General features: G+C 52.6%; 26 protein-coding genes, 1 pseudogene and 1 riboswitch. Of the genes and pseudogenes, 12 read left to right on the top strand and 15 right to left on the bottom strand.

Translation table 11 applies throughout. From position 1 onward, the window contains the following. Nucleotides 1-174 precede the first annotated feature (174 nt). Nucleotides 175-3,000: a caspase family protein gene (locus ACYQ8U_RS03325; protein WP_459944092.1), complete on the bottom strand. Its 2,826-nt coding sequence runs from the start codon at nucleotides 2,998-3,000 to the stop codon at nucleotides 175-177. A gap of 431 nt (nucleotides 3,001-3,431) precedes the next feature. Between ACYQ8U_RS03325 and ACYQ8U_RS03320 the strand changes: the two genes are divergently transcribed. Beyond that, nucleotides 3,432-4,295 (top strand): NAD(P)-dependent oxidoreductase, encoded by an 864-nt coding sequence (locus tag ACYQ8U_RS03320; protein ID WP_459944091.1) that lies wholly within the window; start codon nucleotides 3,432-3,434, stop codon nucleotides 4,293-4,295. A 190-nt stretch (nucleotides 4,296-4,485) separates the two neighbouring features. On the opposite strand, the gene ACYQ8U_RS03315 is transcribed toward ACYQ8U_RS03320, so the two are convergent. The 5 genes and pseudogenes from ACYQ8U_RS03315 to sugE all read right to left on the bottom strand — a co-directional run bounded on the left by ACYQ8U_RS03315 (nucleotide 4,486) and on the right by sugE (nucleotide 8,250). Beyond that, complete coding sequence (locus ACYQ8U_RS03315) at nucleotides 4,486-4,734, bottom strand: hypothetical protein (protein WP_459944090.1); 249 nt, start codon at nucleotides 4,732-4,734, stop codon at nucleotides 4,486-4,488. Nucleotides 4,735-4,903: 169 nt separating this feature from the next. Then, a complete protein-coding gene (locus ACYQ8U_RS03310) occupies nucleotides 4,904-5,335 on the bottom strand; it encodes an acyl-CoA thioesterase (RefSeq protein WP_459944089.1) in 432 nt (143 codons plus the stop codon). A 163-nt stretch (nucleotides 5,336-5,498) separates the two neighbouring features. Then, nucleotides 5,499-7,295 (bottom strand): KamA family radical SAM protein, encoded by a 1,797-nt coding sequence (locus tag ACYQ8U_RS03305; RefSeq protein ID WP_459944088.1) that lies wholly within the window; start codon nucleotides 7,293-7,295, stop codon nucleotides 5,499-5,501. A gap of 304 nt (nucleotides 7,296-7,599) precedes the next feature. Continuing rightward, nucleotides 7,600-7,704: pseudogene (locus ACYQ8U_RS03300) on the bottom strand (5-nitroimidazole antibiotic resistance protein); the annotation flags it as partial. A gap of 225 nt (nucleotides 7,705-7,929) precedes the next feature. Further along, the gene (gene sugE, locus ACYQ8U_RS03295) at nucleotides 7,930-8,250 is read right to left on the bottom strand and encodes a quaternary ammonium compound efflux SMR transporter SugE (RefSeq protein WP_459944087.1); all 321 of its coding nucleotides are present in this window, start codon (nucleotides 8,248-8,250) and stop codon (nucleotides 7,930-7,932) included. Nucleotides 8,251-8,458: 208 nt separating this feature from the next. Here sugE and ACYQ8U_RS03290 point away from each other — a divergent pair, with 208 nt between their 5' ends. After that, a complete protein-coding gene (locus ACYQ8U_RS03290) occupies nucleotides 8,459-8,740 on the top strand; it encodes a hypothetical protein (RefSeq protein WP_459944086.1) in 282 nt (93 codons plus the stop codon). A gap of 543 nt (nucleotides 8,741-9,283) precedes the next feature. On the opposite strand, the gene ACYQ8U_RS03285 is transcribed toward ACYQ8U_RS03290, so the two are convergent. Further along, nucleotides 9,284-10,519: a class I SAM-dependent DNA methyltransferase gene (locus ACYQ8U_RS03285; protein ID WP_459944085.1), complete on the bottom strand. Its 1,236-nt coding sequence runs from the start codon at nucleotides 10,517-10,519 to the stop codon at nucleotides 9,284-9,286. A 102-nt stretch (nucleotides 10,520-10,621) separates the two neighbouring features. On the opposite strand from ACYQ8U_RS03285, the gene ACYQ8U_RS03280 reads away from it, so the two are divergent. Continuing rightward, entirely contained in the window at nucleotides 10,622-11,269 is a 648-nt protein-coding gene (locus tag ACYQ8U_RS03280) for an HAD family hydrolase (RefSeq protein ID WP_459944084.1), read from the top strand. A 17-nt stretch (nucleotides 11,270-11,286) separates the two neighbouring features. On the opposite strand, the gene ACYQ8U_RS03275 is transcribed toward ACYQ8U_RS03280, so the two are convergent. Continuing rightward, complete coding sequence (locus ACYQ8U_RS03275) at nucleotides 11,287-11,697, bottom strand: hypothetical protein (protein WP_459944083.1); 411 nt, start codon at nucleotides 11,695-11,697, stop codon at nucleotides 11,287-11,289. Nucleotides 11,698-11,731: 34 nt separating this feature from the next. Then, nucleotides 11,732-12,745 carry an amino acid ABC transporter substrate-binding protein gene (locus ACYQ8U_RS03270; protein ID WP_459944082.1) on the bottom strand — a complete coding sequence of 338 codons (1,014 nt, stop codon included), beginning with the start codon at nucleotides 12,743-12,745 and terminating at the stop codon, nucleotides 11,732-11,734. Nucleotides 12,746-13,130: 385 nt separating this feature from the next. On the opposite strand from ACYQ8U_RS03270, the gene rsmB reads away from it, so the two are divergent. From rsmB to ACYQ8U_RS03250, 4 genes are all read left to right on the top strand, one after another. Beyond that, entirely contained in the window at nucleotides 13,131-14,492 is a 1,362-nt protein-coding gene (gene rsmB, locus ACYQ8U_RS03265; protein WP_459944081.1) for a 16S rRNA (cytosine(967)-C(5))-methyltransferase RsmB, read from the top strand. Nucleotides 14,493-14,637: 145 nt separating this feature from the next. Then, entirely contained in the window at nucleotides 14,638-15,228 is a 591-nt protein-coding gene (locus ACYQ8U_RS03260; protein WP_459944080.1) for a DUF6657 family protein, read from the top strand. 47 nt (nucleotides 15,229-15,275) lie between these two features. Then, complete coding sequence (locus ACYQ8U_RS03255) at nucleotides 15,276-16,376, top strand: M24 family metallopeptidase (protein WP_459944079.1); 1,101 nt, start codon at nucleotides 15,276-15,278, stop codon at nucleotides 16,374-16,376. A 75-nt stretch (nucleotides 16,377-16,451) separates the two neighbouring features. After that, nucleotides 16,452-16,784 (top strand): hypothetical protein, encoded by a 333-nt coding sequence (locus ACYQ8U_RS03250; RefSeq protein ID WP_459944078.1) that lies wholly within the window; start codon nucleotides 16,452-16,454, stop codon nucleotides 16,782-16,784. 18 nt (nucleotides 16,785-16,802) lie between these two features. Here the strand turns inward: ACYQ8U_RS03250 and thiE are convergent, their stop codons facing one another. From thiE to thiS, 5 genes are read right to left on the bottom strand one after another with little or no spacing between them, the layout of a single operon-like run. Continuing rightward, nucleotides 16,803-17,465, bottom strand: a complete 663-nt coding sequence (gene thiE / locus ACYQ8U_RS03245; protein ID WP_459944077.1) for a thiamine phosphate synthase — start codon at nucleotides 17,463-17,465, stop codon at nucleotides 16,803-16,805. After that, nucleotides 17,462-18,010, bottom strand: a complete 549-nt coding sequence (gene thiF / locus ACYQ8U_RS03240) for a sulfur carrier protein ThiS adenylyltransferase ThiF (RefSeq protein ID WP_459944076.1) — start codon at nucleotides 18,008-18,010, stop codon at nucleotides 17,462-17,464. The genes thiE and thiF overlap by 4 nt, the downstream gene beginning before the upstream one ends. Further along, a complete protein-coding gene (thiH, locus tag ACYQ8U_RS03235) occupies nucleotides 18,010-19,116 on the bottom strand; it encodes a 2-iminoacetate synthase ThiH (RefSeq protein WP_459944075.1) in 1,107 nt (368 codons plus the stop codon). The genes thiF and thiH overlap by 1 nt, the downstream gene beginning before the upstream one ends. A 19-nt stretch (nucleotides 19,117-19,135) precedes the next feature. After that, nucleotides 19,136-19,906 carry a thiazole synthase gene (locus tag ACYQ8U_RS03230; RefSeq protein WP_459944074.1) on the bottom strand — a complete coding sequence of 257 codons (771 nt, stop codon included), beginning with the start codon at nucleotides 19,904-19,906 and terminating at the stop codon, nucleotides 19,136-19,138. 3 nt (nucleotides 19,907-19,909) lie between these two features. Then, nucleotides 19,910-20,113, bottom strand: a complete 204-nt coding sequence (thiS, locus tag ACYQ8U_RS03225) for a sulfur carrier protein ThiS (RefSeq protein WP_459944073.1) — start codon at nucleotides 20,111-20,113, stop codon at nucleotides 19,910-19,912. A gap of 93 nt (nucleotides 20,114-20,206) precedes the next feature. Then, nucleotides 20,207-20,305, bottom strand: a riboswitch (TPP riboswitch). A gap of 344 nt (nucleotides 20,306-20,649) precedes the next feature. Between thiS and ACYQ8U_RS03220 the strand changes: the two genes are divergently transcribed. From ACYQ8U_RS03220 to ACYQ8U_RS03200, 5 genes are read left to right on the top strand one after another with little or no spacing between them, the layout of a single operon-like run. Then, a complete protein-coding gene (locus ACYQ8U_RS03220; protein ID WP_459944072.1) occupies nucleotides 20,650-21,138 on the top strand; it encodes a ferritin-like domain-containing protein in 489 nt (162 codons plus the stop codon). Then, complete coding sequence (locus ACYQ8U_RS03215; RefSeq protein ID WP_459944071.1) at nucleotides 21,135-22,184, top strand: 4Fe-4S dicluster domain-containing protein; 1,050 nt, start codon at nucleotides 21,135-21,137, stop codon at nucleotides 22,182-22,184. Before ACYQ8U_RS03220 ends, ACYQ8U_RS03215 begins: the two co-directional genes overlap by 4 nt. After that, the gene (locus ACYQ8U_RS03210; RefSeq protein WP_459944070.1) at nucleotides 22,185-23,087 is read left to right on the top strand and encodes an FAD/NAD(P)-binding protein; all 903 of its coding nucleotides are present in this window, start codon (nucleotides 22,185-22,187) and stop codon (nucleotides 23,085-23,087) included. After that, entirely contained in the window at nucleotides 23,084-23,905 is an 822-nt protein-coding gene (locus tag ACYQ8U_RS03205; protein WP_459944069.1) for an NADH-quinone oxidoreductase subunit B family protein, read from the top strand. Before ACYQ8U_RS03210 ends, ACYQ8U_RS03205 begins: the two co-directional genes overlap by 4 nt. Continuing rightward, nucleotides 23,892-25,184 (top strand): Ni/Fe hydrogenase subunit alpha, encoded by a 1,293-nt coding sequence (locus ACYQ8U_RS03200; protein WP_459944068.1) that lies wholly within the window; start codon nucleotides 23,892-23,894, stop codon nucleotides 25,182-25,184. The genes ACYQ8U_RS03205 and ACYQ8U_RS03200 overlap by 14 nt, the downstream gene beginning before the upstream one ends. 100 nt (nucleotides 25,185-25,284) lie before the next feature. Here ACYQ8U_RS03200 and ACYQ8U_RS03195 read toward each other — a convergent pair whose 3' ends face one another. Next, nucleotides 25,285-26,004 carry a LysM peptidoglycan-binding domain-containing protein gene (locus ACYQ8U_RS03195; RefSeq protein ID WP_459944067.1) on the bottom strand — a complete coding sequence of 240 codons (720 nt, stop codon included), beginning with the start codon at nucleotides 26,002-26,004 and terminating at the stop codon, nucleotides 25,285-25,287. Nucleotides 26,005-26,039: the final 35 nt, after the last annotated feature.

Genomic DNA, 26,039 nt, shown 5'->3' with positions numbered 1-26,039 from the left:
ACTGGGGCTGGCGAACGAATAAGGATACTTGGTTTTTCTTTCCCTTCCCTTAGTGAAAGGCAGAGAAGGGAAAGATTTCCATAAGCCATAGTGACAAATTTTGCATGCTGCCGGCCGCTACATATCGTACGACCCTACATCCCTTGTGAAACAGAGGATTGGCGGGAAGCACGTTTAATCAGGAAGAAGAACCGGTTTTAGTAAAGCCAACTGGGTCATGTGTGGTGCACAATCCAGATCAGGATTTTGTCGTGGGACAGGGCCAAATTCCTTAATTACCTGTTTTTGAAAATCTTCATTCGTCATTCCTTCAATCCCCTGTCGGAGGATTTTTGTCGCTCTTACAGTGAATTCTCCATGCCCAGCAGACTCATAAGCGACTTCATAGTCCCGGCAGGCAGAGAAAAGAACATTTTTCAGATTTTCCGGCCTTCGACCAGGTGCACTTCGGGTACTCCCGATACGCTCCCGGTAAGCGCGGTGTTTTGCCTGCATTTCAGGAGTTGCCGGAAGGAAACGGGCCCTTAAGTCGCGTTCGCCTGTTATTGGCCTGCTGCCCCTAAAGGCCCTGGTGATTGATCCTGAGTGGCAACAGTCGACAAAACAGGTCACGTTGACACCTTGGGGTATGTTTGCAAAAATATCAGCAATATCATCGTCAATGACAAAGGCTCCCTCGGCAAGATCATAGGGACAGAGGGCCTCATCCTTTGGACCATTCGTCCCATCCACTTCATCGCCGTCGAGGTCGTCGACTTCGGTGCCGTGTCCGGCAAACTGGAAGACCACAACATCTCCTGCTTTGCTGGTTTCTATTAACGTTTTCAATTCAGTAAGGATGGAATTGCGCGTTGCTGCTGCATTTTTAAGCGAAGACACCTGAAACCCCAACTCACCCAGGACTGCTGCCCATGCATCGGCATCAGCGACACAGCCATTAAGCGGCGAGATGGGATAATCGTCAATACCGACACAAAGAGCCTGACGCCTGCCCGCAGGTGCAGGAGAATCAGCAGATTCAGGTGTTGCTGCTATATCGGCAGGCGTTTGTAGAGCAGGCACCGAAAGTGGTGCGGATGCTGGCATGGGTGGACGGAATAAATATTCAAATTCCGCTGGCAGCAGAACCGGTTTATCCCAGAGGTCGGGTAGTCCGCGCTCAATGGCTTCTTCTGGGAAATCAACAATATCTTCTCTGTCGAGAATGCGCCGGGCAACACTGTTCATTGTTGGGCGGTCATTGTCGAATCCGCCATGCGTTCTTGCGGTACTGGCACTGTTCCCTGTTGTTGCCCGGGAAACCGACCAGACAATCTCAGCCTTCTGCGAAGGGGTTCCCTTCAAACCAAAAAGATGTGCTGTATCGAAATCCTTTCTTAAAGATTCTTCCAGCCCGAGGATTGGCGTTTTCCGATTGCTCTCCAGCGCATAGTAAAGCAAATAAAGGAGCGATTTTTGATAAATTTTTGCGACCGAATCGTCCTTCTCCCAGTCTTTCTTCATGGTAAACATGGTCAGATGCTCGATATCGTTGCCGATATGAGCGAGAAGCCGCTCTTTGAATTCATCCACCCGAATAGCCGGAGCCAGGAAATAGAGGCCGGTAAACGGTGGGACACCCTCAGCTAGAGCTCTGGGGAGAAACCAGGAATGAAAAATTGATCCGGCACTATGCCCTACCGCATGCAATTCTATTTCGCCCGGATGATTCCGGCAGAATGCCGACAGTTTTTTGGCTGTATATGTCGCACCACCACTCTCGGCCGAGGCAAGACGGCCACTTTCTTTCATCGCCGACCAGATTTTCGCGCCCCCAAGGGTGCGGGCAAGCGCCTCTATAGCCGGGTCAGTTGTATAATCCCAGAAATCTCTGGAGAGCCCCCTTTCGGCAGCCATGCCCCTGGCACCGGAGAGAATCTGCCTGATCGCATCGAAAAATCCTGTTTCCCATACAAAATTAATGGGGTAGATATTGTTTTTCTTCCACCACTCCACCTGCAAATGGGCAATCCAAAGTCCGTCGCTTTCTGCAACGAGGCCCCCGTGCGCATAGATGAGAAGTCTCAGCGGCTGGCTGTTGGCCCTGGCTTTTGCCAGCGCATTCGCCAGGTAATCATCAAAGATTGCATCAACATCTTCCGGGGTGGTTTGAAAAATCCCCTCACTGGAAAATTTGCCTTGATTAAGATTGATGACATGTGGACGCAATGCGTCCAGCTCCTCAGGAGAAAGCCTTTTGCCTCCGCCGCCTCCGCGGGTCGCACCGACCCCAGGCACAGGAACGGTGGTACCTTCCATCCCGGTAATCAGGCGAATCTGCCTAAATGTCATCTCCGATTCTTCCGGTTCAGCATCGGCAGGGTCGCTGCCGCGGCTGCCGGTGCAGGACCAGGTGTGCAGAATTTCCTCCAACCGGGCGTTTTCATCAATTTCCCTCACGGATCTTGCTTTGCCCACTTCAGCAGCCTGAGCAACAAGTGCAGACCGCGCATCCTGGACTTCCGCCAGAAAATCCTGATAGACGATGGCATTGCCCGGACAGGTTTTCTGGTCGGTCATAAAATTATGAAAACGCAGGCTTTCCAATGGCAAGCCAAACTTCTCCTGGACACTGGCAATAACTCTGACAACCGCCGCACGCTGTGCTCCTGCAAACGGGTCACAACCACGATCAAAGTCACCGATAATCTCGAACATGAATGGTCCCGAAGTCCGGTTGCCATTATAGCCACGGGCACTCACCGGCTGGGCGTTCCAGTCCCGCCCTGTCCAGATCGTCCCATCAGGAGCTATCGATATATGCTGGGCGATATCGCTCCAGCCATTTTCCTGGGTGTGATAGCGCCACATGCCTTCTATCGACCGCTCACCCTGGTACTGGCTGTGATTCGGTCGCCAGGTGTGATGCATATGTACGGCATCAATTTTCCGGGTAAAACGAAAGCGATTGAGCAGGTCACTAAATTCCTCTAACGTCAGCGGATAGAAAGGCTTTGCCATGTCGCTCCTCCTTTTTTAGATTGCGAATATATTGTTAGACCCCCACCTGATTATTACTGCCATCACTGATCAAGTTGCAATAGATTTTGCTGACCTACTCCCAGTCTCACGGCACCATTACCTTTTTTGCCTTTTTCTCTCTGATCCATCAGATTATCATGCATATCGGGCTTGGCCGGAGTAACAAGGGGGGCTGCATATCTCCGTCAGAGCCCTAGGTACCCATTTGCCGGATGCATCAAAAAAACTATACGTCCTCTTTCATCAATACTGAGCGATACTCTGTTGTTTTTTAAATTTGTCGATCAAGAAGTGCAATGAGTGATTAAAATATGCAGCAAAAGCTCGACAAGCTGGTTCCTCCTGATAGACAGCATAAAAAATAAAGGGGGAACAATGGAAGGACTAATTTTAATGTGGAGGTTTGGCAAATGAAAAAATACGGATTTTTAGGGCTTGGCATCATGGGAAAGGCCATGGCAACCAACCTTGTTGAAGCAGGACTGGATGTAACTGTCTGGAACCGCACCGAGGAAAAATGCACTTCTCTTGTTAAACTGGGAGCACGCCTTGGCAAGACTCCCGGGGAGGTAACGGCCAACTGCGATATCACCTTTGCCATGGTTTCTGATCCTGCTGCGGCAGAGGCCCTCTTTTTTGATGCCGGCGGGGTTCTGGAAGGTATTTCTTCCGGCAAAGGATATGTCGATATTTCGACGGTAGATCCGGCGACTGCTGTGCGGATAGCCGGAGCAGTACAGAAAAAAGGTGGACGTTTTCTCGAAGCGCCGGTTTCCGGCAGTAAAAAACCGGCCGAAGACGGCACCTTGGTTTTTCTCTGCGGAGGGGATGAATCGTTGTACCGTGATGCCGCGCCGGCCCTGCAGCTTATGGGCAAGAAATCATTTTATTTCAAGGAAGTCGGTCAGGGTGCCCAAATGAAACTGGTTATCAATATGATAATGGGAACAATGATGACCGCCTTTGCCGAAGGGCTGTCTCTGGGTAATAAAGTCGGACTGTCGAGTGCTGACATTCTCGACGTGTTGGCCCAGGGAGCAATCGACAACCCGATGTTTCGCTTGAAGGGGCCGCTCATGGCGCAAAATAATTTCCAGACGGCATTTCCGCTGAAGCACATGCAAAAGGATATGCGGCTGGCTCTCCTGCTGGGCGATGAATATGGCCAGCCTCTCTTTACCGCTGGTGCCGCCAATAATCTGTACATCGAGGCGAGAGAGATGGGGGGCGCGGATGAGGACTTTTCTGCGGTAGTGAAGGCCATCAAAAGGTAAGTCGGACAGCGTTCACTCAAAATTGAGGCGTGGCGCATAACCGTTTAAAATCAATCTCAATAAAAGTAGAAAGCAGAAAACATAACGAATAAGATTAGATTGTAACAGCGAAGCGGGCCACCACCTGAACCGTTTGCTGGACTAGCCCGATCCCTCTCCTAAAAGGAGAAGGATCGGGCAAAAGAGAAGTCTAGCTTGAAATTTCATTGGTGAGAAAGTTAATAGCTTCCTTGTCAGTCAAACCATATTCTACAGAGAGGAGAACTCCAGTTTTTTTATCGCCGAACCACCAGCGTCGGCAGGTCTTGTCTATAAAAAGTGCCAACCGATTTGTTATGGCAATGAGCCCCTGCTTCTTTGCCAGTTTGATGATAGCCTTGCCCTGCTTCTTAAAATCTTTTTCAGAATGTACACATAGGGTTGTCAGTTTCTTTTCCATACTAACCTCCTTGGCTGATTTTGAAGAACCGAAAGTTCTATGAGATCCGCCACCTGATTGAATATCTCGACCTTTCCACCCTCTGTGTCGAGCGCCTGTATCAGCGCCTCGACAGTTTGGTCTGTCATGCCAGCGTTGCGATATGAAGCATTAATTGCCAGTGGTTATGTTATATTTTCTCATTGTTTTTTTCGTCAAGGAATTGTTCAATTTTTTTGACAAAAACATCTGGAATTTCAACAACTTTTCTCGACCTATAGTCAAAGGCCAAACACGTTGTAAAGCCGCTGAGCAGCTTCTGCCTATCCGATTCTCTAATGACACTATAATGAAGAGTAAACTTTTTTCCGGCTACCTCTGCTACTGCAACATTCACGATAAGCCGGTCATGAAGAAAACCTTCGCGGTGATATTTCACTCCAGTCTCCACGATTATGATTCCTCTGTTGCCACCTATGTTTTTATCTGAAAAACCAATATGTTCAAAAAATTCAACGCGGCCCTTTTGGAAGATCACCAGAGCTCGTTCATTGCCAAGATGGGCACCGGCACCGATATCGATGTCGTTTACACTGTAGTGGGTGGAAAACAGCTTCGCCATTATTTTACTCCTCAAATGTTTTCAAAAAACGACTTAAAAACCTCCCTGCAAGGGGCTGCTGTTTCATACAGCTTGACTCTTATAGAGAACCTTACAAGCTGAGTGGCGCGCCCAGAGAATTGCCGCTTTAGCGCACGACGGCCTGCCAATAACCACCAAGACACTAAAAATAATACCAGATCGTGTCATAATCCTGCAGGTTCTCGTCGTCTTTTTCAAGCCTTTTTAAATAGTCCAGAATTGGCACGTCAACGAAAGAGTACGTGCTTGTTACACTCCCCATGTTTTTCTCCCAGGAATAGAACTCGTAGACTCTGGCACCGTTCGGCAAGATCGAAAGAAGATCTCGATGCTCTCTTGATTTGAGATAATTCTTCCCCAGCCTCGGCACATTAAAGACTGCTTCATCTGTTCTTTCCAGGCCGGGCAGTAGTCGTGCCTCTTCCTGCTGTTCCATGATCAGTCTTGAAATGGGGACACGATAGGCCAGCGTTTCATCTTTTCCTTTTGTGTTAAAAGTGTAGTAGGGGTCAATTCCGATCAAACGCAGGTGCCTTCGCAGGGCTGAAGCCTCAAATCTTTTGGATACAAAATAGGTGTATACCAGCTGGTTGTATACAGGAAGTCCGCAGGAGCGTAGACGGTCCACCGCTTTGACCAGTTCAGGAGTGATTTCATATGGGGTTTGGATATGGGTGGTAATAGCCACCTCACGTCTTCCCAACTCCCGGAACTGTGCCAAAATATTCGCCAGATCAGCTGTAATGCGCATTGGCATGGTAACAGGTATACGGGTGCCAATTCGTATTCTGTCAACAGTAGGAATATCAGCGATTTTAGCAAGTATGTTGGATAATGTTACATCACCCATGGCGAGTGGGTCTCCGCCTGTTATGAGAACCTCGTGTATGGCCGGATTTTCTTTGATCCATTTGATACCCGCATCAACCTGCTGCATGCCCGCAAAGGCTTGTGGCGACATGGCATCATCAATTTCCCAGTTGCGCTGACAGTAAACACAGATCTGGGGACAGGTGTTGAAAGGTTTAAATATACAGATTGCGGGGTACCGTCGGGTAATCAGGTCAAAAGGCGACGTATCCTCCTCTCCCATAAAATCAAATCCAGATTCCCCTTTATTGGCTATGACTTGGGTCACATAATCGGCGGGAGGTAGAACTTGCGCTCTAATTGACATATCGCGTTGATTATGGTCGTCATCCATCAGTGAAAGATAGTAGGGGGTAATTCCAAATGGAAGGTTATGGGCCCTGGCCATTTTAACTGCCTTTTTTTCTTCTCTGCTCAGCTTAACGAGATCCTGGAGAATTTCAGGCTCTTTGATAATATTTTTTATTTGCCAGTGCCAGTTCTGCCAATCATCCAATGAGGCGTTTAATCTTGTAATAATTTTGTCACGCCTTTTGGCTCGCCTGACAATCGACCGCGTGTCAAGCCCGGTTTTATACTGACTGATTTTACGATCAACTTCTGAGCGGATTTCATCCAGTTGTCTCGAGCGATGAATTGCCGCAGGTCTTCCCTGGTCATTTATGGCAGACAGATGAATGTCATCAAAAGCTTTACGGGAACCTTTGCCTTGGATTCCTAAAAGAAGGTGGTATAGCTCCGCATAAAAAGCAGGAGTCAAGTCGGGGCGCGAATTCCCATGATTGATGTCATAGATCGCCTGGGCCATGGAAAAACCAGCAAGATCCTCAGATCTTTTTTTTAGCATATTACGCAAAACTTGTGAGGTGTCACGAATACGGGCAAAAATGGAGGCATCCTGATTGTATGCCTCGGAAGATTCCAGCTCAATGGCGAACAAATGAGTGGCTAGTTTTTGGCGCATCTGATCAAGGTCTGTCCACTCTTTCGCAACGGCAAAAAACTGTGGGTTTATCAATTTTATTGTTTGAGAGGTGTATTCAGATGTATTCATTGCAGATGTATTCATTGGGTCGTCTACATTTTATTTCTAAGACTTTGGTATAAGATATGCTTTTCAGTTCTTTCCTTACTGACAATGACAGCCATATCAGGAGTCTGTCGGGTTTCGAACCTACCTAAGGGCCAAATCTAACAGAGATATTTACTATTTTACTTCATTGTCAATATTTGTGGCATGTGCGGCTTTTTGCCGCCAACCTGAATTGAAATTTGCTCAAGTTGAATCGTTTTTTGACATATTTTAGCCATTCAATGCACCTATTCAATGCACATATCCGCTTCAGATTCCATGCTATGGACACAAGTGTCCATTTATCGCCTGTTACTGCTAAAACACCCGACGTACAAGATTTCAATATTTCAATCATTTCCGTTTCCGACAAAAGTTGTTTTTTCCTTCTCATTTCTCTGAACATAATTTTTCCATATTTTCGAGTGTTGACAAAGTAGTTGCCGAGCGGTGGAACTACCTATTATTTCGAAGTAATTTACTATAGGCAGATAAAATACGGGCACACTTACCACTCTGTGAATGCTAGAGATAAAATGACCGGGTTATTTCGTAACGGCTCCTAAGTCGTGCCAGCCAAAATATTTATAAAACCAGAAGCGCTTCGGCAGACGTCGGCTTTAACGAATGTTTAGACCGATGTTGTCAGCTTGAGGCCAACGATACCGGCGACAATAAGGCCGAGGCTGAGTAGCCGCATAGTGTTCGCTGACTCACCCAGTAAGAAAATGCCGAGAATCGCGGTGCCCACTGCACCCACGCCAACCCAGATGGCATACGCAGTGCCTACAGGCAGGGATTTCATAGCAATACCAAGCAAGGCGAGGCTAACGATCATTGAGAGCACTGTGCCAACTGTTGGCCAAAAACGAGTAAAACCCTCCGTATACTTAAGACCAACCGCCCATCCGATTTCAAAAAAGCCTGCAGCAACGAGAATAAACCAGTTCATAAACACCTGTCATTTGAGCGGGGTCGTCCCCAGTTGATTTACACAGGTGAGGTCGTCCTCACTTCTAAAATGCCTAACAATTTAATTTACTGATCGAGTATAGACATAATGGCTGTCAGTAGAAAATAAGTGACCCGCCACCTTGCCAACGTGGGTCATGTTGTACGTATCAACCCATAACACAGAGCCATAACCAGGGAGGCAGGTCATGAAAAAGAATACCATATTTGTCGGTTTAGATGTGCACAAAAACTCTATTGATGTGGCAATGGCCGATGACGGACGCGATGGGGTTGGGTATAATCTCCGGTGGCCGATTTCGATTATTGCTCATTACCGGAAGCTTCATGCTCTCCATCCTGAATTGACGGGTATTTCCGGTGTGCATCGCCGAAGGGATGATCCTAACGCCTTGCCAGGTTGTTCAGGAACAGTCTCAATCTCTGAAATCCATCCGACAACACTCCTATTTGCCATAGGCCATGCTTGAGCCACAGCTGAAAAGGCAAAAAATACTTGATCAGCTTCCGAGGCCTTGACTTACGTCAATGCTGTCTGGTCATGTTTGTTCTATTCTGAGCCTTATAGAATCGATTCTCGGCCGTTTCAGCTGCCGTTAATCAGAACTCAATTTTGCATGAAGGGAGTACCCTATGTCAGGATGTGGTTGCGGAACAATTGGTAACACTGGTGGGCCTTTTTCTAAAGGAAAAGACCTGGTTGAATTTGTCTTTCATGCCCATGGCGGCGCAGTGCGAGATCAAAAGATTTCGCGGGGTCCAATTGAGACCGTATGCCAGGGCTGCAAAGCAACATTTATTCTTGAAACCTATTTGGGCGTATGTCCCGACTGCGGCGGCGTGCACGCTGTGGCTCCGATGTGTCCGACCGTTGAAAATATCCAGTTTGCCGGGCACGATTTCATATTGCCGGCGTAATGGCTTTACATAAACATAACAATAAGGGGGCCTGCGTTGCTCGCAAGTGCCCCTTTTTGATTGGTAAGGGTCTCGAGCCGGACGGCCTCTCACCATCATGCATTCCACGCCTGCAGTTGCAGAATCCAAAGATCACCGGCAAGCCATCGCTCTTTCTCTTTACGCAGTTTCGTCTCTTTCGCTGTCACTACCGTCCAGCCGGTCGCAGCGGCGATGTCATGGATATAGTCGCGGGAATAGGCAAATCTGCCGGTCTGTTGCAGCTGATAACCTGACGAATCCAGTGTCTCCGTGGAAAAGCAGAACATGGCCCCCGGCCGGGCGACAACGCGCAGGGCGGTGAAAATATCGTCCAGCGCACCGACATAGATAAACACATCGGTGGCGAGAAAAAAATCATAGGTTGCTGTGGTCGTCTGTAAATAGTGGCTGATGCTGTCCTGGTACAGCCGCTTGTAACAGCCCTTCCCTGCTGCCTGCGCAAGCATGTTGCCGGAGAGGTCCACGCCATCAACAACCGTGACGATTTCCTTAAAGGCAATGCCGCTGAGTCCAGTTCCACAGCCGAGATCAAGGCCATGGGCGTAGTGGTTTTTCATACCCTGCAGGACGGTACATTCCTGCAAACAGGAAAATAACTGTCGGGGAGTGTCGTATCCCAGACCATCGACCAGACTTTTCTCAAAGCCCTCGGCATAGGCGTCGAAAAAATGCTGCACATAGGCATCGGGGGCGCGGTCAAGCGGCGTGCCGAGAAGTGAGGCGAGCATATAGAGGGCGGCATCGTCATTTGGCCGCAGGGCCAATACCTGTCGATAGCAGGCTTCAGCCTGCTGCCTATCCCCGCCGCGATGATAGAGATAGGCGAGGTTATTGAGGGCCGGCAGATATGCATTATCGAGCGCCAGCACCTTCCGGTAGCAGGAAATGGCCTGGGCATCATCATAGGTGTCACGGTAACAGCCGGCAAGGTTGTACCAGCCGTCGGTATGGTCCGGCATTGCCTGCAGCAGCCTGCGGTATGAGGCGATTGCCGCGACACTATCTCCGATCTTCTTCTGACAGAGAGCGAGATTAAACAGGGTATCACCGTCTTCAGGCCGGCAGGTCAGGGCCTGGGCAAATTCCGCCAGGGCGGCGGTGAAATCCTCAAGACTGTAGTAGACCAGGCCGAGATTATAGCGAAGCATGGCCGCTTCCGGGAAATATTCCAGCAACAGCAAATAGTTGTCCATCGCCTCGGCAAGACGTCCTTCGGTCTGGGCGGTGCATGCCTCGGTGAAGAGACGGTTCAGCTCTTCGTCGGAATGCGTCGGTGGGGGGATGGACATTTGTTTACCACTCCTTATTCTGAAAAATATTCATGGGAGATTGCCCGACAGCCGCCGATGGTGTATTCTCTCAGCTCAATTTTTACTACCTGGAGATGTACCATGAAACCGTATGACAGCTACCTTTTCGATGCCGACGGCACCCTCTTTGACACAGTCGACCTTATCTGTTCCTGTTTCCAATATGTCTCGGAGAAATATGCCGGTAGGACCATGGACAGGACGACCATCATCAACGGTATCGGCCTGCCGCTGAAAAGTCAGCTCATCACCCACCTGGGCGCGGAACTTGACCACGATCGGATACTCGATGATTATCTCCAGTACCAGCTGAACATCATGGCGGACTGCATCCACCCCTTTCCCCACGTCATCGAGACCTTGGAAATACTCAAGAGTGCCGGAAAAAAACTGGCCGTGGTCACCTCACGAAGACGCTTCAGCATGGAGAAAATTCTCCAGTCCACCGACACCGGCAGATATTTTGACGTACTGGTCACCCCTGAAGATACCACCAGACATAAACCGGACGCCGAACCGGCCCTCAAGGCCATGTCCCTGCTTGGAGCAGATAAAACCAGCACCGTTTTTACCGGAGATGCCCTCTACGATATCTGCAGCGGGGCCAGCGCCGGCATCGACACCGTCTTTGTCAACTGGAGCCATGCCGAACTGTCTTCCCTGCCGGTCCCGCCCACCTGGGCGATTGATTCCCTGCAGGAGTTGACCCTCTGTCTCAACGACCGGTAGACCGCGGATCTCTCGGTTTATTTTGCCGGTTCGGGCTGAGGCGCAGGCTCCGGCTTAGGTGCAGTCATCTGATGAATTTTGGCCCTGGCTTTCTCCAGCCATGCCTTTGTTGTTTCCTTGGTTTTCTGCCAAAACCCCTTGCTTTTTTCTACCGTCACCACGGCCACCTCTTCGGAGACTTCAGCGGTTTTTTCGGCGACCTCAGAGCTTTTCTCCTTGGTTTTATCCCAGGTCGCAGCAGTTTTTTCCTTGGTTGTCTGCCACGCCTCGCCAGTCGCACTGCCTACAGCCTTGGCCGCTTCACTGATCTCCTTGCCGGCGGTTTCCACCTTGCCCGGTTCCTCCACCGCTAAAACCGGGGCAGAAAGAAGCACCAGACAGCTGATGGTTACGACTATTTCCCAGAGACCATATTTCTCAATTTTCATACACTTCCTCCTTTTTTACTAAAGGTTAGGCCTGTCATTGCAGCGGAGGTGCATACTGCAACCCACCATTGTTCCACAGGTTATTCAACCCACGCTCTATCTTCAAAGCAGACCCGGCGCCGAAGTTTCGTTCGAAGACCTCGCCATAGTTGCCCACCTGGCGAATTATCTGGGCAGCCCAGTCGTCCGGCAAACCAATACCTTTTCCCGCCGTTCCCTGCTGGCCGAGCAAACTTTGTACGGCGAGTATATTGCTGGCCTGCATCTCTTCGATATTTGCCGAAGTCACCCCCAGCTCTTCGCCATTGACCATGGCATACAGTGACCATTTGACGATATTCGCCCAGGTATGATCACCTTGCCGGACCACCGGTGCAAGAGGCTCCTTGGCGATAACCTCGGGCAGCACCACCGCATTGCCCGGCTCGGCCAGACCCAGTCGAAGTCCATAAAGCAGTGACTGCTGCATGGAAATGGTATCGCAGGCTTCATCCTTAAACCCTTCTAAGGCCAGATCGAGAGTATCGTAGGAGACAAGTCGATAGTCAATTTTATTTCTCTCGAAATAATCGATGAGATTTGCGGCAAAACGCGAGTCGACTGGGTTGCAGACCTTCACCTTGCTCAACTCGGACAAATTATCAGCATTGAGGTTTTTTGAGACCAACAGGCCCTGGCCATCAAAATAACTGGTCCCGGCGAACTGGACAGCGAGGGACGATTCCCGGGTAAAACTCCAGGTCGTGTGGCGGGAAAGAATATCCACCTCGCCGGAAAGCAGGGCGGTGAAAGATTCGTTGTCCGCCAGCGGCAGATATTCCACCTTGTCGGCATTTCCCAGGGTCGCCGCCGCCACAGCCCGGCAGATATCCACATCGAGACCGGCCCACCTGCCGCGTGCATCGACACTGGAGAAACCGGGAAATCCTGCCGAAACACCGCACCGGAGAAAGCCGCGCTGGACAACCTCCGCTCTGGTGTAGGCCTGCGCCGTGCCGACAACAACGAGTGTTGCCAGCAACACCATCAGCAAACTATTATTTTTCATTATTATATTATGGTGTTATTTTAAAAACTTGATGGCGCCGCGTAAAGTCATCATCTGCTTCGTTGTTTTTGAAGATTTCGGATCAAGCCCGGAATCAATCCACAAGAAAACGACAAGATTTCATCTGACACAAAATGACGGCAAGCGCGTCAAACATACCAGTCGTGTGAACGATTGTCCATCGAAAGGAACCGCGAAAAAAGACAACTTCCGCCACTTTTGTACAATGCTGTTCGGCACAGCACTTTTCCCATTCCCCTGCCGGAAGATAGTTGCTATCTTATGGCCATATCAGGCCGACACGGACGAGTCCAGTCCCCAACCTAACCTGACACAACGCTCACTGCCGCTTCGCATAGGGTACTTTAATTCCGGTTACATAACTTTGCCAAAAAAACAATCCAGAACCGCCCGATTTACCGCCACGGAAATACTCTGCAGCCTTTACCGGAGTCGATCACCGGTGAAACCGCTCTTTGATCGGCTGGTACATAAATACTCCTTTGACACCAACGAACGAAGCCTGACCATGCAACTGGTCTACGGCGTCCTGCGGCACCGGCAGTTCCTCGACAGGATCCTGCAGCTCCTCTCGAAAACAGCGCTCGGCAAATTGGATCCCTTTGTCCATCAGGCGCTGGCGGTCGGTTTGTACCAACTCTTTTTCCTACAACGTATTCCACAATCAGCCGCCGTCAACGAGGCAGTTGAAAGCTGCAAGGCGGCAAAAATTCCGCAAAGGCTGCATGGATTTGTCAACGGTGTGCTGCGGCAGGCCATTCGCCAAAAGGAAACTCTTGCAGACAAGGCACAGAGCGACAGCAGCGGTGGGCCAATCCTCAATCATCCGGAATGGCTGGTAGAGCGCTGGCGGCAGAATTTCGGTCTGCAGGAGACGGAGAGAATCTGCCGGGCGAACAACTGTGAACCGACCCTGGTGGTGCGGGTGAACAGCCCGGCCATCCGGCGAGAAGATTTCTGCCGGACACTTGAAGAGGCCGGTATCCCTTGCAGGCCCGGTGCATACTCCCCGGAAGCGGTTATTTTGCCCGACTTTCACGGTTTAATCACCTCGATACCAGGTTATAGCCAGGGTTTTTTTCAGGTGCAGGACGAGGCGGCCCAGCTGGCCACCACCCTGCTCGGCCCTTTTCGCCCCGGGGCCAGCTACCTTGACGCCTGTGCCGGTCTTGGCGGCAAGACCTCACACCTCCTCCAGCTGGCCAGGCAGCATGAACTGCACATCCATGCGACAGAACCGGAAGCGCACCGCCTGAAGAAACTTCGAGAAAACCTGGCCCGCCTGTTTCCGGGTGAGAACCCAGACATTTACCAAGGACAGCTGCAGCAGTTTTCTTGCCACAGCGGCGATCTTCTGTTTGACGGCATCCTCATCGACGCCCCCTGTTCCGGCACCGGCGTCACCGGACGACACCCGGATATCCGCTGGAACAGACGGCCCGAAGAGCTGATGCGCTATCAACAGGAACAACTGGCCCTGGTTTCGATCGCCGCCGGGCTTGTCGCGCCGCACGGTCTGCTGGTCTACGCCACCTGTTCGCTGGAACCGGAAGAAAATGAGCAGGTGATCAAGCAATTTGTCGCCGCCCATCAGGAGTTCGTCCTCACCGACTGCACACCACACCTGCCGGAACCTGCCCGCCGTTTTGTAGAAAACAATTTTTTTATGCCCCATCCTTCGGAGACTATAGACGGTTTTTTTGCTGCACGCATGCAGCGAAGCTAGGGAAGAAGGCCAGGTTTTTCTTTGCCAACGGACATGGTCTGTTGTACATTCTCCCAATCCGTTACAGAGAGCAGAGACTTCCCTCTGAACAGTATAAAATCTCACCTGCACCCCATGCAGGTTTCCTCAACCAAGGACGCATAGAATGGCAGAAATCAAAAGTACAATGGACATGGTGCTGGAACGCGCGGCAAAGATGGCCGCAGCGACAACTCAGGACGTCGACAACGAAGATACGGTCAAAACCGGTATGCGGCTGGCCGCCGATTTCCTCAACCAGAAGGAAACCGACCTCGCCCAGTTACTTGCTGCACAGCCGGCCAAGGACCAGGTGGCAATACGCAAAGGCATGGCCCAGACCCTGCTGCGAAATATCGTGCTGCCGCGGGATGAACAGCTGCAGGCATCGGGGAAAATTGCCCTGCAGGGAGTTCTCGCCATTGATGGAAAAAGTGCCGAAATTAAAGCGATCTGCCAGGAGCTGGAACAGCTTCTCGAGCAGTATGGCCGGCACAAGGAACAGATGACCCAACAGCTCGAAGATGCCATCAGGGCACAGCTGGAGCAGCAGCAGGTGGCCAAGGGGCGGGAAGGCCAAGCCGTCAACCCGGCAATGCACCCGCAGTACCGGGAGGAGCTGTCGAAAATGTTGTTGAGCCTGAACAATCAATACAACGATGCCATGAAACAGCGCAAGGAAATGATTCTCGAGCGTTTCTCCCCTGCTGTCCGCTAACCGAAAAAATGTATCGAGCCCGCCGAACTAAAGAGATATGAGAGCTTATGGATTACCACCAGCGGATAGCAAAGATTCAGGCAAAACTCAGAAGAAAAAAAATTGACGCCTTCCTGGTCAGCAAACCGGAGAACCGCCGCTACCTGAGCGGCTATCGGGGCGGCGACCATGGCATCGGTGAGTCCTCGGGCATGCTCCTGGTGACTGCCCGGGGCAAGGTGCATCTGCTCACCGATTTTCGTTTCAAACTGCAGGCGGAACAGGATGTGCCCTGGGCCGAGGTGGTCCTCTACCCCAAAGGCCTACTGCAACTGCTCGGCCCGCTGCTCGGTGATCTGCAGGTAAGGTCGCTGGCCTTTGAAAGTGACTACACCCTGCACTCTTTTGCCGACAAGATGATGACCGCGCTGGCGAAACAAGGCATTAAAAGTGTGCCGACCGATGGCCTGGTCGAAGCAATGCGGCTAGTAAAGGACGAGGAGGAGATAGCTCTCATCCGCCAGGCCGTCCGCTTGAACGAGAAAGTCTTTATCGACGTTTACCGCACGCTCTTAGACTACCCGACGGAAATCGATGTCGCCCTGGCCATCGAGACGGCCATGCGCCGCAAGGGAGCCGAGGCGCCAAGTTTTTCGACAATTGTCGCCAGCGGCAAAAACGGCGCACTTCCGCACGCAGTCCCCGGCAGCAGTCTGGTGGAAAAAGATGGTTCGCTGACCATCGATATGGGCCTCATCCTCAATGGCTACTGCTCGGACATGACCCGCAATCTGGTGCCCGGCACCGCAGATAAACAGTACCTCCAGCTGCACCGGCTGGTGCGCAGGGCGCATCTGGCCGGAGTTGCAGCAATCCGGGCCGGGGTCAAGTGCTGTGATGCCGATCGGGCCGCCCGTCATATCATTGCCGAGGCCGGTTACGGTGACTATTTCGGCCACTCGCTCGGCCACGGCGTCGGCCTGGCCGTGCACGAGGGACCACGACTTTCCGGCCGCAGCAGCAAAAAACTGCAGACCGGCATGATCGTCACCGTTGAACCGGGCATCTATATTCCCGGCTGGGGCGGCATCAGGCTGGAAAATATGTATGTTGTGCGCGACGAGGGCTGTGAAAACCTGAACAGCGATACCACCTGGCTGGACATATGAAATCACCGACCACGGCACTTTATTTTTTATTCTTACGACCAGCAGCAGCTGCTGTTTTTTACGAGGATTGACCCTATGCGACAAGTTGTCATTGATGAACTCTCACCGATGGAGCGCGACAATATCGACTCCTACCTGAAAAGATCGCTCAAGCAGGGTCCGATGATCGGCCTGTACTGGATGCAGCTGCCGGACGACCTGCTTTCGCCAACCCAGCTGGATCATAAAGAACACGGTCCTTTTCACCTTGCCGTGGAAGTGACCAACACCGCAGTAAAATTTGAGCTTCTCGTGCGCAGTCAGGTCAATCTGCACTGCAGCTGCATCGCCCACGCCACTGCTGCCCAGCGCCAGTACGTCCTCGACTTTATCGATAAAATGGTCGAAGAAGAGTTCATTGCCTCATAAAAATTCGCCCCACTTTTTTCAGGACGTGGGCGGCAGAGCAAGGGCCACATGGACCTGGCGGATCCTGGCGACAATGTCCGGCGCACTGACGATTTCGGTGACCAGGCAGATAGATTTTGCCCCCCGCCGGACGATCTGGTCGATGTTGTGCAGCTTGATACCGCCGATGGCGACAAAGGGCAGGGAAATATTTTCCACTACCCATTCAAGATAGCTGCAGCCAACGGGATCACAGACATCATCTTTTGTCTGCGTGGCAAAGACCGGGCCTACGCCGATATAGTCGGCACCGGCCCGTACCGCGTCCTGTGCCTGGCTGGGCGAATGGGTCGACAGCCCGACTATTTTCTCTGGGCCGAGCAGCCTTTTCACCTCGCTGACCGGCAGATCATCCTGGCCGACATGCACGCCGTCGGCATCGACCAGCAAGGCGATATCGACATAGTCGTTGACGATGAAGGTGACTCCGGCCGCCCGGGTCAATGCCCGAATCTGCCGGCATTCTTCAAGAATGGTCCGGTAACTTTTCGCCGGTCGCTTTTCCCGGTACTGGATGATCTGTATGCCGCCCTGGATCATCTGTTCCACCACCTGGATATTGCTGCGCCCGTCGGAGAATTTTTCAGCGGTAATACCGTATAAACCCACCGGCAGTACTACGCTTTTTTCTTTATCATTCATAATCGGTATCCCGTTTTTATAACACAATCCGCCATCATGGCGGCAATGACTGCTATCTTTGGACCATATAAGCTGTCTGTCCGGAAATCGGATTGAAAATCGCCGATAATGGTACAACGGCCAAGCCGGTGCACCCGGATCGTCTCAAGTTTCCGGCCGGCGATGCCTGAAGCGGAAACAATCGGTATGTCCAGGTCGGCAAAGGTTTCCAGCAGCATTTTTTTCGCCTCCTGATCGTCAAAGCCCTCGACCAGAATTCGGCAATCTCTGAAGGTGTCGAGCATGTTCTCGGGCGCGAGCCGCACCAGCGCCGTCTCAATGGCCGCGTCCGAGTTGATTCTCAAGAGATTTTCCCGCAGCATATCAACCTTGTATTTCCCCAGCTGATCAATGAAATAGAACTGCCGGTTCAGGTTGGACAGTTCCACCCGGTCAAAGTCAACAAGCTTCTGGGTAATGCAGCCGGCACGGACCAGGTGCATGGCGACATTCGAGCCGATCCCCCCGACCCCGGCAATGCCTACCCGCATCAGATTATCATGCATCAGATCATATCCCAGTCTTTAAATACCGGTTGATACCCGGCATCGCGTATGGCCATGACCACCTCCTCGACGCTTCGCTCGTCGGTAATTTCAAACTGCGGCGTACCGGTGTCCTGCTGTTCACCATAACCGCCCACCCCAGTGCATGAACCGGCGGAAAAGCGGGTGGCCCCCAGGCGGATAAGGTTATCGCGAAAGGCGGCACTTTCCCTGGTAGACACGGTAATGCCGGCCCGTGGCAGAAAGCAGCGCAGTGCGGTCATGAACTGCACAAAGGTCCGGTCATCGGCGAAAAATTCCGGTTGATAATTCCCCTCCGCCGGATTCATGCGCGGCAGGGACAGGCTGATCTCCGTCTGCAGAAAAGTGTCGTCGAGATATCTGGCGTGCAGCCCGCAAAAGAACATCTCGCTGCGCACCTCGCCAAGACCGAGCAGCGGGCCGATGTTGACCATGCGCAAACCGGCTCGCGCGCCGCGCTCCGGGGCATCGAGCCGATAGCGATAGTCGGTTTTCCGGCCCCCCTTATGCACCAGGCCATATCGACCTTCATCGTAGACCTCCTGAAACAGCGTCAAACCATCGACCCCGGCGAGGCGCAGCCGACGATAATCGTCTTCATCGAGCGGAAAGATTTCGATGGAGACCGAGGCGAAATATTTCTTCAACAGCCGAACGGCATCTTCCAGATAGTCGATGGGTGTGACACCCGGCGCCTCGCCGGTCAGGAGCAACAGATGGCGTATGCCGGTCGCGGCGATCGCTTTGGCCTCAACCTCAATTTCCGCCAGACTGAGCTTTTTTCGGCTGATAGCATTACCCCGATGAAAGCCGCAGTAGACACAGAGGTTGGCACAGAAGTTGGAAATATAGAGGGGGATAAACAGCTGGATGGTGTGGCCGAAATACTGCCTGGTCAGCTGATGGGCCTTGGCCGCCATCTGTTCGAGAGAACCGGCGGCGGCAGGACTGAGCAGGACCAGGAAATCCTGTTCCGAGAGTTTTTCCCTGGCCAGCGCCGCCTCCACCCGATCCGGGGTAACCCCGAAGAAAAATGACTGGAAGTCGAAATGTGCATATCGCTTGATTTCATTATAAAATGACATAATTTTTCCCCACGCCCCTTCAGTTGAGAAAGCCGGTTAACGGTGACGAGGCCTGGGCGGTCGCGCTCTCCATGCCCATCCGCGCCAGATAGGCCATTCGTCCGGCCTGGACGGCCAGGGAGAACGCGCGACCCATCAGGGCCGGATCTTCCGCCGTGGCAATGGCCGTGTTCACCAGGACCGCATCGGCGCCCATTTCCATCGCTTCCGCCGCCTGGGAGGGCCGGCCAATACCGGCATCAACCACCACCGGGACCCGGCAATTCTCGATAAGCAGGGCAATCAGCGACTTCGTTTCAAGGCCTCGGTTGGTGCCGATCGGCGCGCCAAGGGGCATGATGGCGGCGGCACCGGCCTCTTCCAGTTTTCTGGCCAGGGTCAGATCGGGCAGGACATAGGGCAGGACGATGAAATCCTCACGGGCGAGAATTTCCGTAGCCCGCAACGTTTCGTAGTTATCAGGCATGAGATACTTCATGTCGGTGATCACCTCGATCTTGATGAAGTTGCCGCAGCCCGCCTCCCTGGCAATCCGGGCGATGCGCACCGCCTCTTCGGCGGTCCGGGCACCGGAGGTGTTTGGCAGCAGCACGACATTTTTCGGTATAAAATCGAGAATATTTTCATTGGTGCCGCCACTGTCGATGCGCCGGAGCGCCACGGTGATCATCTCCGATTCACTTGCCGCAAGCATTTTGGGAATCCAGCTTTTTGCGGCAAATTTTCCCGTACCGGTCAACAGACGGCTGGTAAAGCCATGTCCACCGATTATCAATTGTTCCTCCTGCATGGCTCAACCTCCTCCGACAAAATTTAACAATTCAAGGACATCTCCCGGCCTGAGCACCACTGTGCGCCAATCGGCCTGTTTGACGATCCGGCCGTTGTGCTCGACCACCAGGGAAGCGGCAGCCAGCCCCTTGACGGCAACCAGGCCTTCAATCGTGCACTCCTGCAGCTGCTCCTCCTGTCCATTGATACGTAGCGCAATTTCCATAGCTGTTCCTCTGGGCAAAAAGCAAAAAAAAATACCGCCTCCCCATACAACAGGAAAGCGGCATCTGGCCATTTTTCGTGCTCCGAAATTTCGGTTCCAAGCAGGCCGCTTCCCTTCGCCGGCATTACCCGGATCAGGTTCATAGGGTTGGATAGATTCCTCTCAGCATGCACTGCACCCCTAGCGATACAAACTTTTTTATTCGACTCGGCCGCATTTGTCAACGCCTGTTTGCCGATTGCCCTGCGAGAGTTACCGGCAAGACGATGCGGAGAGACCAAGAGTGCCTGGGCTTAAGGATGTGGCATGGATATTGTAAGGAATAGAGCAAAGGTGGGGAGATTGTGGCTCCTCCGCCTCTTTGAAGTGGATTCCGGGTCAAGCCCGGAATCCATACATCCTACAGACAAACTGTGTTTTCAAGTCGCCGAAGGATTGCATGATATTCCTATGCAACAAGAAATTGTCCTGCAGGGCAAGACACCATTGTTGATTCCCTGTCCTGCACATTACAGAACAGGAGGAGACAGCTGGTCATGACCACATCGACCTTTCGGGCCGGAGAAGTTCTGGATATGGCGATCCGCATTGAAAACCAGGGAGTTGATTTCTATAAGGCCTGCCTGGATACAGCATTGCCCCCGGAAGTGAAAAAGGTCTTTCAGTATCTGCTCGACGAGGAACACGACCATATCCGAATATTCGAGATTATGCGCCAGGACCTGTCCGATTATCCGCTTCCCGAGAGTTATACCGGTGAAACCGAAAGCTATATGAAATCTTTTGTCAGCGGCAAGGTCTTTACCCAGCCTCACAAGGCTGCCGGAGCAGCCGAGGGCATCACCGATCCCTTCGAGGCGATCGATTTCGGCATTGAATTTGAAAACCGGTCGATCACTTTTTATCAGGAGATGAAAAAGGTGGTACCGAAATCGGAACAGGCGGCCATCGAGGAGGTGATCGGCCAGGAGCTGATGCACAAAAAACGTTTAGCAGCACTACGCCAGGAGATCGCAGGGAAATGACGGCAAGAGACATCCAGGTCATCTCAGGCCCGAACTTCAACCGGTTGCTCGAGGCAATTATGGCCGATCAACCGGTCTATGGCCCAAAGGAACGTGGTGACCAGCCTGGATATTATCTGTTTAGCCGACTGCAGCGAGCGGAAGATTTCGCTCCCGGCTACCAGACGACAACCCTTCCGCCCAAAAAAATCCTCGCCTCGCCAAAGGAAAAGCTTTTCGACTTCACTTTCGAGAAGCCGCCCAGGCTGCGTCTCCATGTCGACGCGTCGCCTTTGGTCCTGCTCGGGGTTCATCCCTGCGATCTCGCCGGCATTAACGCTCTCGATCAGGCCTATGCCCAACCTCCGGCAGAGGTGCGCTGGAGTGCCAACCGCCGGCGGGCAACCATCATTGGTGTCGATTGTCAGCCGGATGCCTACTGTTTCTGCACCAGCGTCGGCACCGATGGCGCCCGCATCCCCTGCGACCTCTTTCTCACCCCGATCGATCATGGCTACCTGGTAGAAATCCACTCCCATACGGGCAGACACCTCCTCAAAAAAGCTGCTACCCGCCATGCCGGAGCAGAAGAGCTGGCTGCCGCAAAACGTTGGCGGCAACAAAAGGCCGAACGGATCACGGCAAAGTTCGATGCACCTATAGAAAAACTTGCCGACATCCTCGAAACGGGTGGCTTGACGCCGATCTGGAAAGAAACCGCCGAACGATGCTACAGCTGCGGTTCCTGCAATACCGCATGCCCGACCTGTTTCTGCTTCGACATGGTCGACGAATTCGATGCTGACCTCCATGGCGGCGCGCGATACCGCACCTGGGATTCATGCCAGCTCCTTGATTTCGCCGTGGTCGCCGGCGGACACAATTTTCGGGGAGAGAGGTGGCAGCGGGTCAGACACCGGTGGCAGCGAAAATTTCTTTACCTCTTCAAGCAGTTCGACCGTCCCTACTGCACCGGCTGCGGTCGATGCAGCCGCGCCTGCACGGTCGATATTAATATCGTCGATGTGACCAATCAGCTCATCGCTGCCGCCAAAATGGAGGGATAAATGGCTGAGCCGGATCGCCAACAGGCCGCTGATACCATGCGTATCTCCTACATGCCGAAACGAGCGAAAGTGGTCAGCACGTACCGTGAGCCTTCCGCGACAACTATCGAACTGGTTCTCGAAGACGGACGACCTCTGCACCACTCTCCCGGCCAGTTCGTGCAGGTGTCGGTCTTCGGCTACGGCGAGGCCCCGCTGTCGATCTGCTCGTCGCCGACCAGACCAGGGAGTTTTACTGTCTGCGTCCAACCGAAAGGAAATGTCAGCCGGGCAATCACCGCCCTCTCCTCCGGCGACTGGGTCGGCATTCGCGGGCCGTATGGCCAGGGCTTTTTTCCCATCGATCGAATGAAGGGCAAGAATGTTCTGCTGGTGGCCGGCGGCATCGGCATCGCTCCCCTGCGCGGCCTGATCCATTTCATCTGCGATACGCGAAAAGACTATGGACGGCTGCAGGTTGTCTACGGGGCAAAAACTCCGTCGACTCTGCTGTTCCAACAAGAGACGGCGCAGTGGACCGAGAACCCTCATCTCGACTTCTACCTGACTGTCGACAAACCGGACGAGGCCTGGCAAGGCCGGACCGGCGTGGTGACGGAACCGCTCCGGGAGATGGATCTTGACCCCGATAACACCATCGCCGCCATCTGTGGTCCTCCGGTAATGTTTCGCTTTGTCGCCATGGAGCTTTTGCAAAAAGGAATGTCCGGGCAGGACATCTATTTTTCCCTGGAGAGGCGTTGTAAATGCGGCATCGGCAAATGCGGCCATTGCCAGCTCAATGATCTCTATGTCTGCCGGGACGGTCCGGTGTTGCGGTATGCCGACCTTCTCACTCGTACGGAAGCCGGGGAAGTCTGGGTTCCGGAAAAAGATCAGGACGCAGCCAAAGAGGAGAAATGATGATACCGTTTGCAAGAAAACCGCGAGTGGCCTTTTTCGATTTCGCCTGCTGCGAGGGCTGTCAGCTGTCCATCCTCGAACTGGATGAGAAACTTCTTGATCTCCTTGCCCATGTCGAGGTGGTGGCCTGGCGGGAAGTGATGTCCGAGACAAGCGAAGAGTATGATATCGCTTTTTGCGAGGGGTCCATCACCCGGCAACAAGATAGAGACAGAATCAAGGCCATCCGTGATAAAGCCGAAATTGTCGTCTCGTTAGGAACCTGCGCCACCATCAGCTGCCACAACGCGCTGAAGAACAAATGGGCTAGGAACGAGCTGTTGGCACTGGTCTACGGCGAGCACGGCGACCATATCGACACCATTCCCGCCAGGCCGATCGCCGATGTGGTCAAGGTCGATTATCAGATTCTTGGTTGTCCGGTGAGTCTGCCGGAGTTTGAAACGGTCTTCAAGCGGATTCTGACCGGCCAGGCTTATACGCCACCCAATCAGCCGGTCTGTGTCGAGTGTAAACGCAACGACAGCCTCTGTGTCCATGAAAAGGGCATGGTCTGTCTCGGGCCGGTGACCCGGTGCGGCTGCAATGCCATCTGCACCGCCTTCGGCGACGCCTGCCGGGGGTGTCGTGGGCTGATCGACGAGGCCAACCTTGAAGCACCCGCCCGGGCACTCTTCAGGGAAATGCTTCATCCGATAATGGCTGAGGTAGCCCGGAATAATCGGCTGACCCGGGAGGAAATCATGGCCGGATTTTCTCTATACAACGACACACGCCGTGTCGACAAGGAGGAAGAAGCTTCCGATGGCACAACATAAATCCATTGATGTCCACCATGTCACCCGCGTCGAAGGACACGGCGATATCACTGCGAAAATCAAAGACGGAATACTGCAGCAGGTCCGTTTTTCCGTGGTTGAAGCACCGAGGTTTTTCGAAGCCTTTGTTCGCGGCCATCACTTTACCGAGGTGATCCATATGGCCACGCGGGTCTGCGGCATCTGTGCGGTAAGCCACAAATGCGCCGCCCTGAAAGCCACCGAGTCGGCTCTGGGATCGACGATCAGCCGGCAGACCAGGCTGTTACGGCGCCTGGCCTACCACGGAGAAATACTGAGCAGCCATATTCTGCACATCTATTTTCTGGCCGGCCCGGACTTCTTCGGTGTTCCGAGCATCCTGCCGCTGGTGGAAAGGGAACCGGAATTGGTCCGGCGGGCCATGCGACTGAAAAAACTGGGCTATGATCTGAGCGCAGTGGTGGTCGGCCGCCACACCCATCCGATCGCCATGACGGTGGGAGGCTTCACCTTCACCCAGGAAATCGCCCACCTGGCCAAGATGCAGGACCGAGTGACACAGGGGCTGGAAGATCTTCACGACACCGTTCGAACCCTGCGCAAGATCAAGCTGCCGCATCTGGAACGGGAAACCGAATACGTCTCCCTCACCCATGCCGATCGATACGCTTTCTATGACGGCGAGATTCTCTCCAGCGACCTGGATGAACCACTCTCCCCCGACAAGTACAGAGAGGTGATTAAAGAATACGTCGTCGATTATTCCACCGCCAAGTATGCCAGGTGGAATCGACCGGAATACATGACCGGAGCCCTGGCCCGTTTCAACAACAACTATGACCAGCTGACCGACGGCGCCAAGACAGCGGCAGGCGAACTGGGGCTGGTGCATCCCTGCCACAAACCCTTCATGATCACCATCGCCCAGCTGGTGGAGTGCGTCCATTGCCTGGAAGACGCCGGCGAAATTCTGCAGACGCTTTTGGCTCAGGGAATTCAGGTTGATACAGAACATGAAAAGGTAAAGGAACGTGCCGGAACAGGAGTAGGGGCCGTTGAAGCTCCCCGGGGCATCCTCTTTCATGAATACCAGTACGATGAGCGCGGCAAATGCCTGTCGGCCAACATGATCATCCCGACTGCCCAGAATCTTGCCAATCTTGAGGCGGACATGCGCGCTTTTGCTCCGACCATCGCCCATGAGTCTGCCGAGACCATTACCCATCTGCTGGAGATGCTGGTTCGGGCCTACGACCCGTGCATCTCCTGTTCGACCCATGTCATAGATCGGAGATAATCGAGGTATCGACGAGGCAACTGCTGTGACTGGAGTGACGGGAAATCAGCGCCGCAAGAGGGGGAAAGACATGGTCGCAAGGCAAAGGGATGCTGCGGAATTATTTCACCAGCAGTTTTTGATCGGGCTGAATTGAGGCATCGGCGGGAAGATTGTTTAATTTTCTGAGCTGATCGACCGTAAGGCCGTACTTGAGGGCGATGCGATACAGATTTTCGCCTTTTTGGACAACGTGATAAACCGCCTCGGCCGATGTGGCCACCTCGGCTTTTTTGATTACCTCGATTTGTTTGATCACTTCAGCTTGTTTGGCCGGTTTGGCTGTTTTGGTAGCTTTGACTGCTTTAATTGTTTCCCTGACGGCATCGGTTTTGTCTATTTTGCGTGGCTCTGCTGTTTCTAATGGTTCTATTTCTGCAGGTGTTTCGAGTGGTTGAAGCATTTCAGGTTTTTCAGGTGGTAGAGCTGAGTCCTCGATAGATTCCTCGATGGCGATGCGAAGTAAAGCAAAATTTTTATCCTGGGTGTTCTGCAGTTCCGTTCGCAATTGTTCAACTGCCGTCACCGTGACAAAATTTTTCTTCATATTGGACAATTCATCGTAAATACTCTGCAGTTGTTCTTCTGTCTTGTCATCCGATGCTGACATTTCTTTGAGGATTGTCAATTGTGACTCAAGTGCTGCCAACCGACTTTCCACTGCTGCTATTTGTTTCGGATCAACACCCTTGCCCCTGCTCGCGCCAATGGCATAAAAAATGAGGGAAAAAATAACAATACCGATGAGCGAGTAGCTCATATTTCGATTAAGACTTTTCATGATGGGGGATTTTATCTCGGGTTCCTTATAATTTT

It is taken from the genome of Desulfocastanea catecholica, assembly GCF_054657295.1.
The sequence above is the reverse complement of the archived record's forward strand: the minus strand, read 5'-3'. Positions and strand labels throughout refer to the sequence as shown.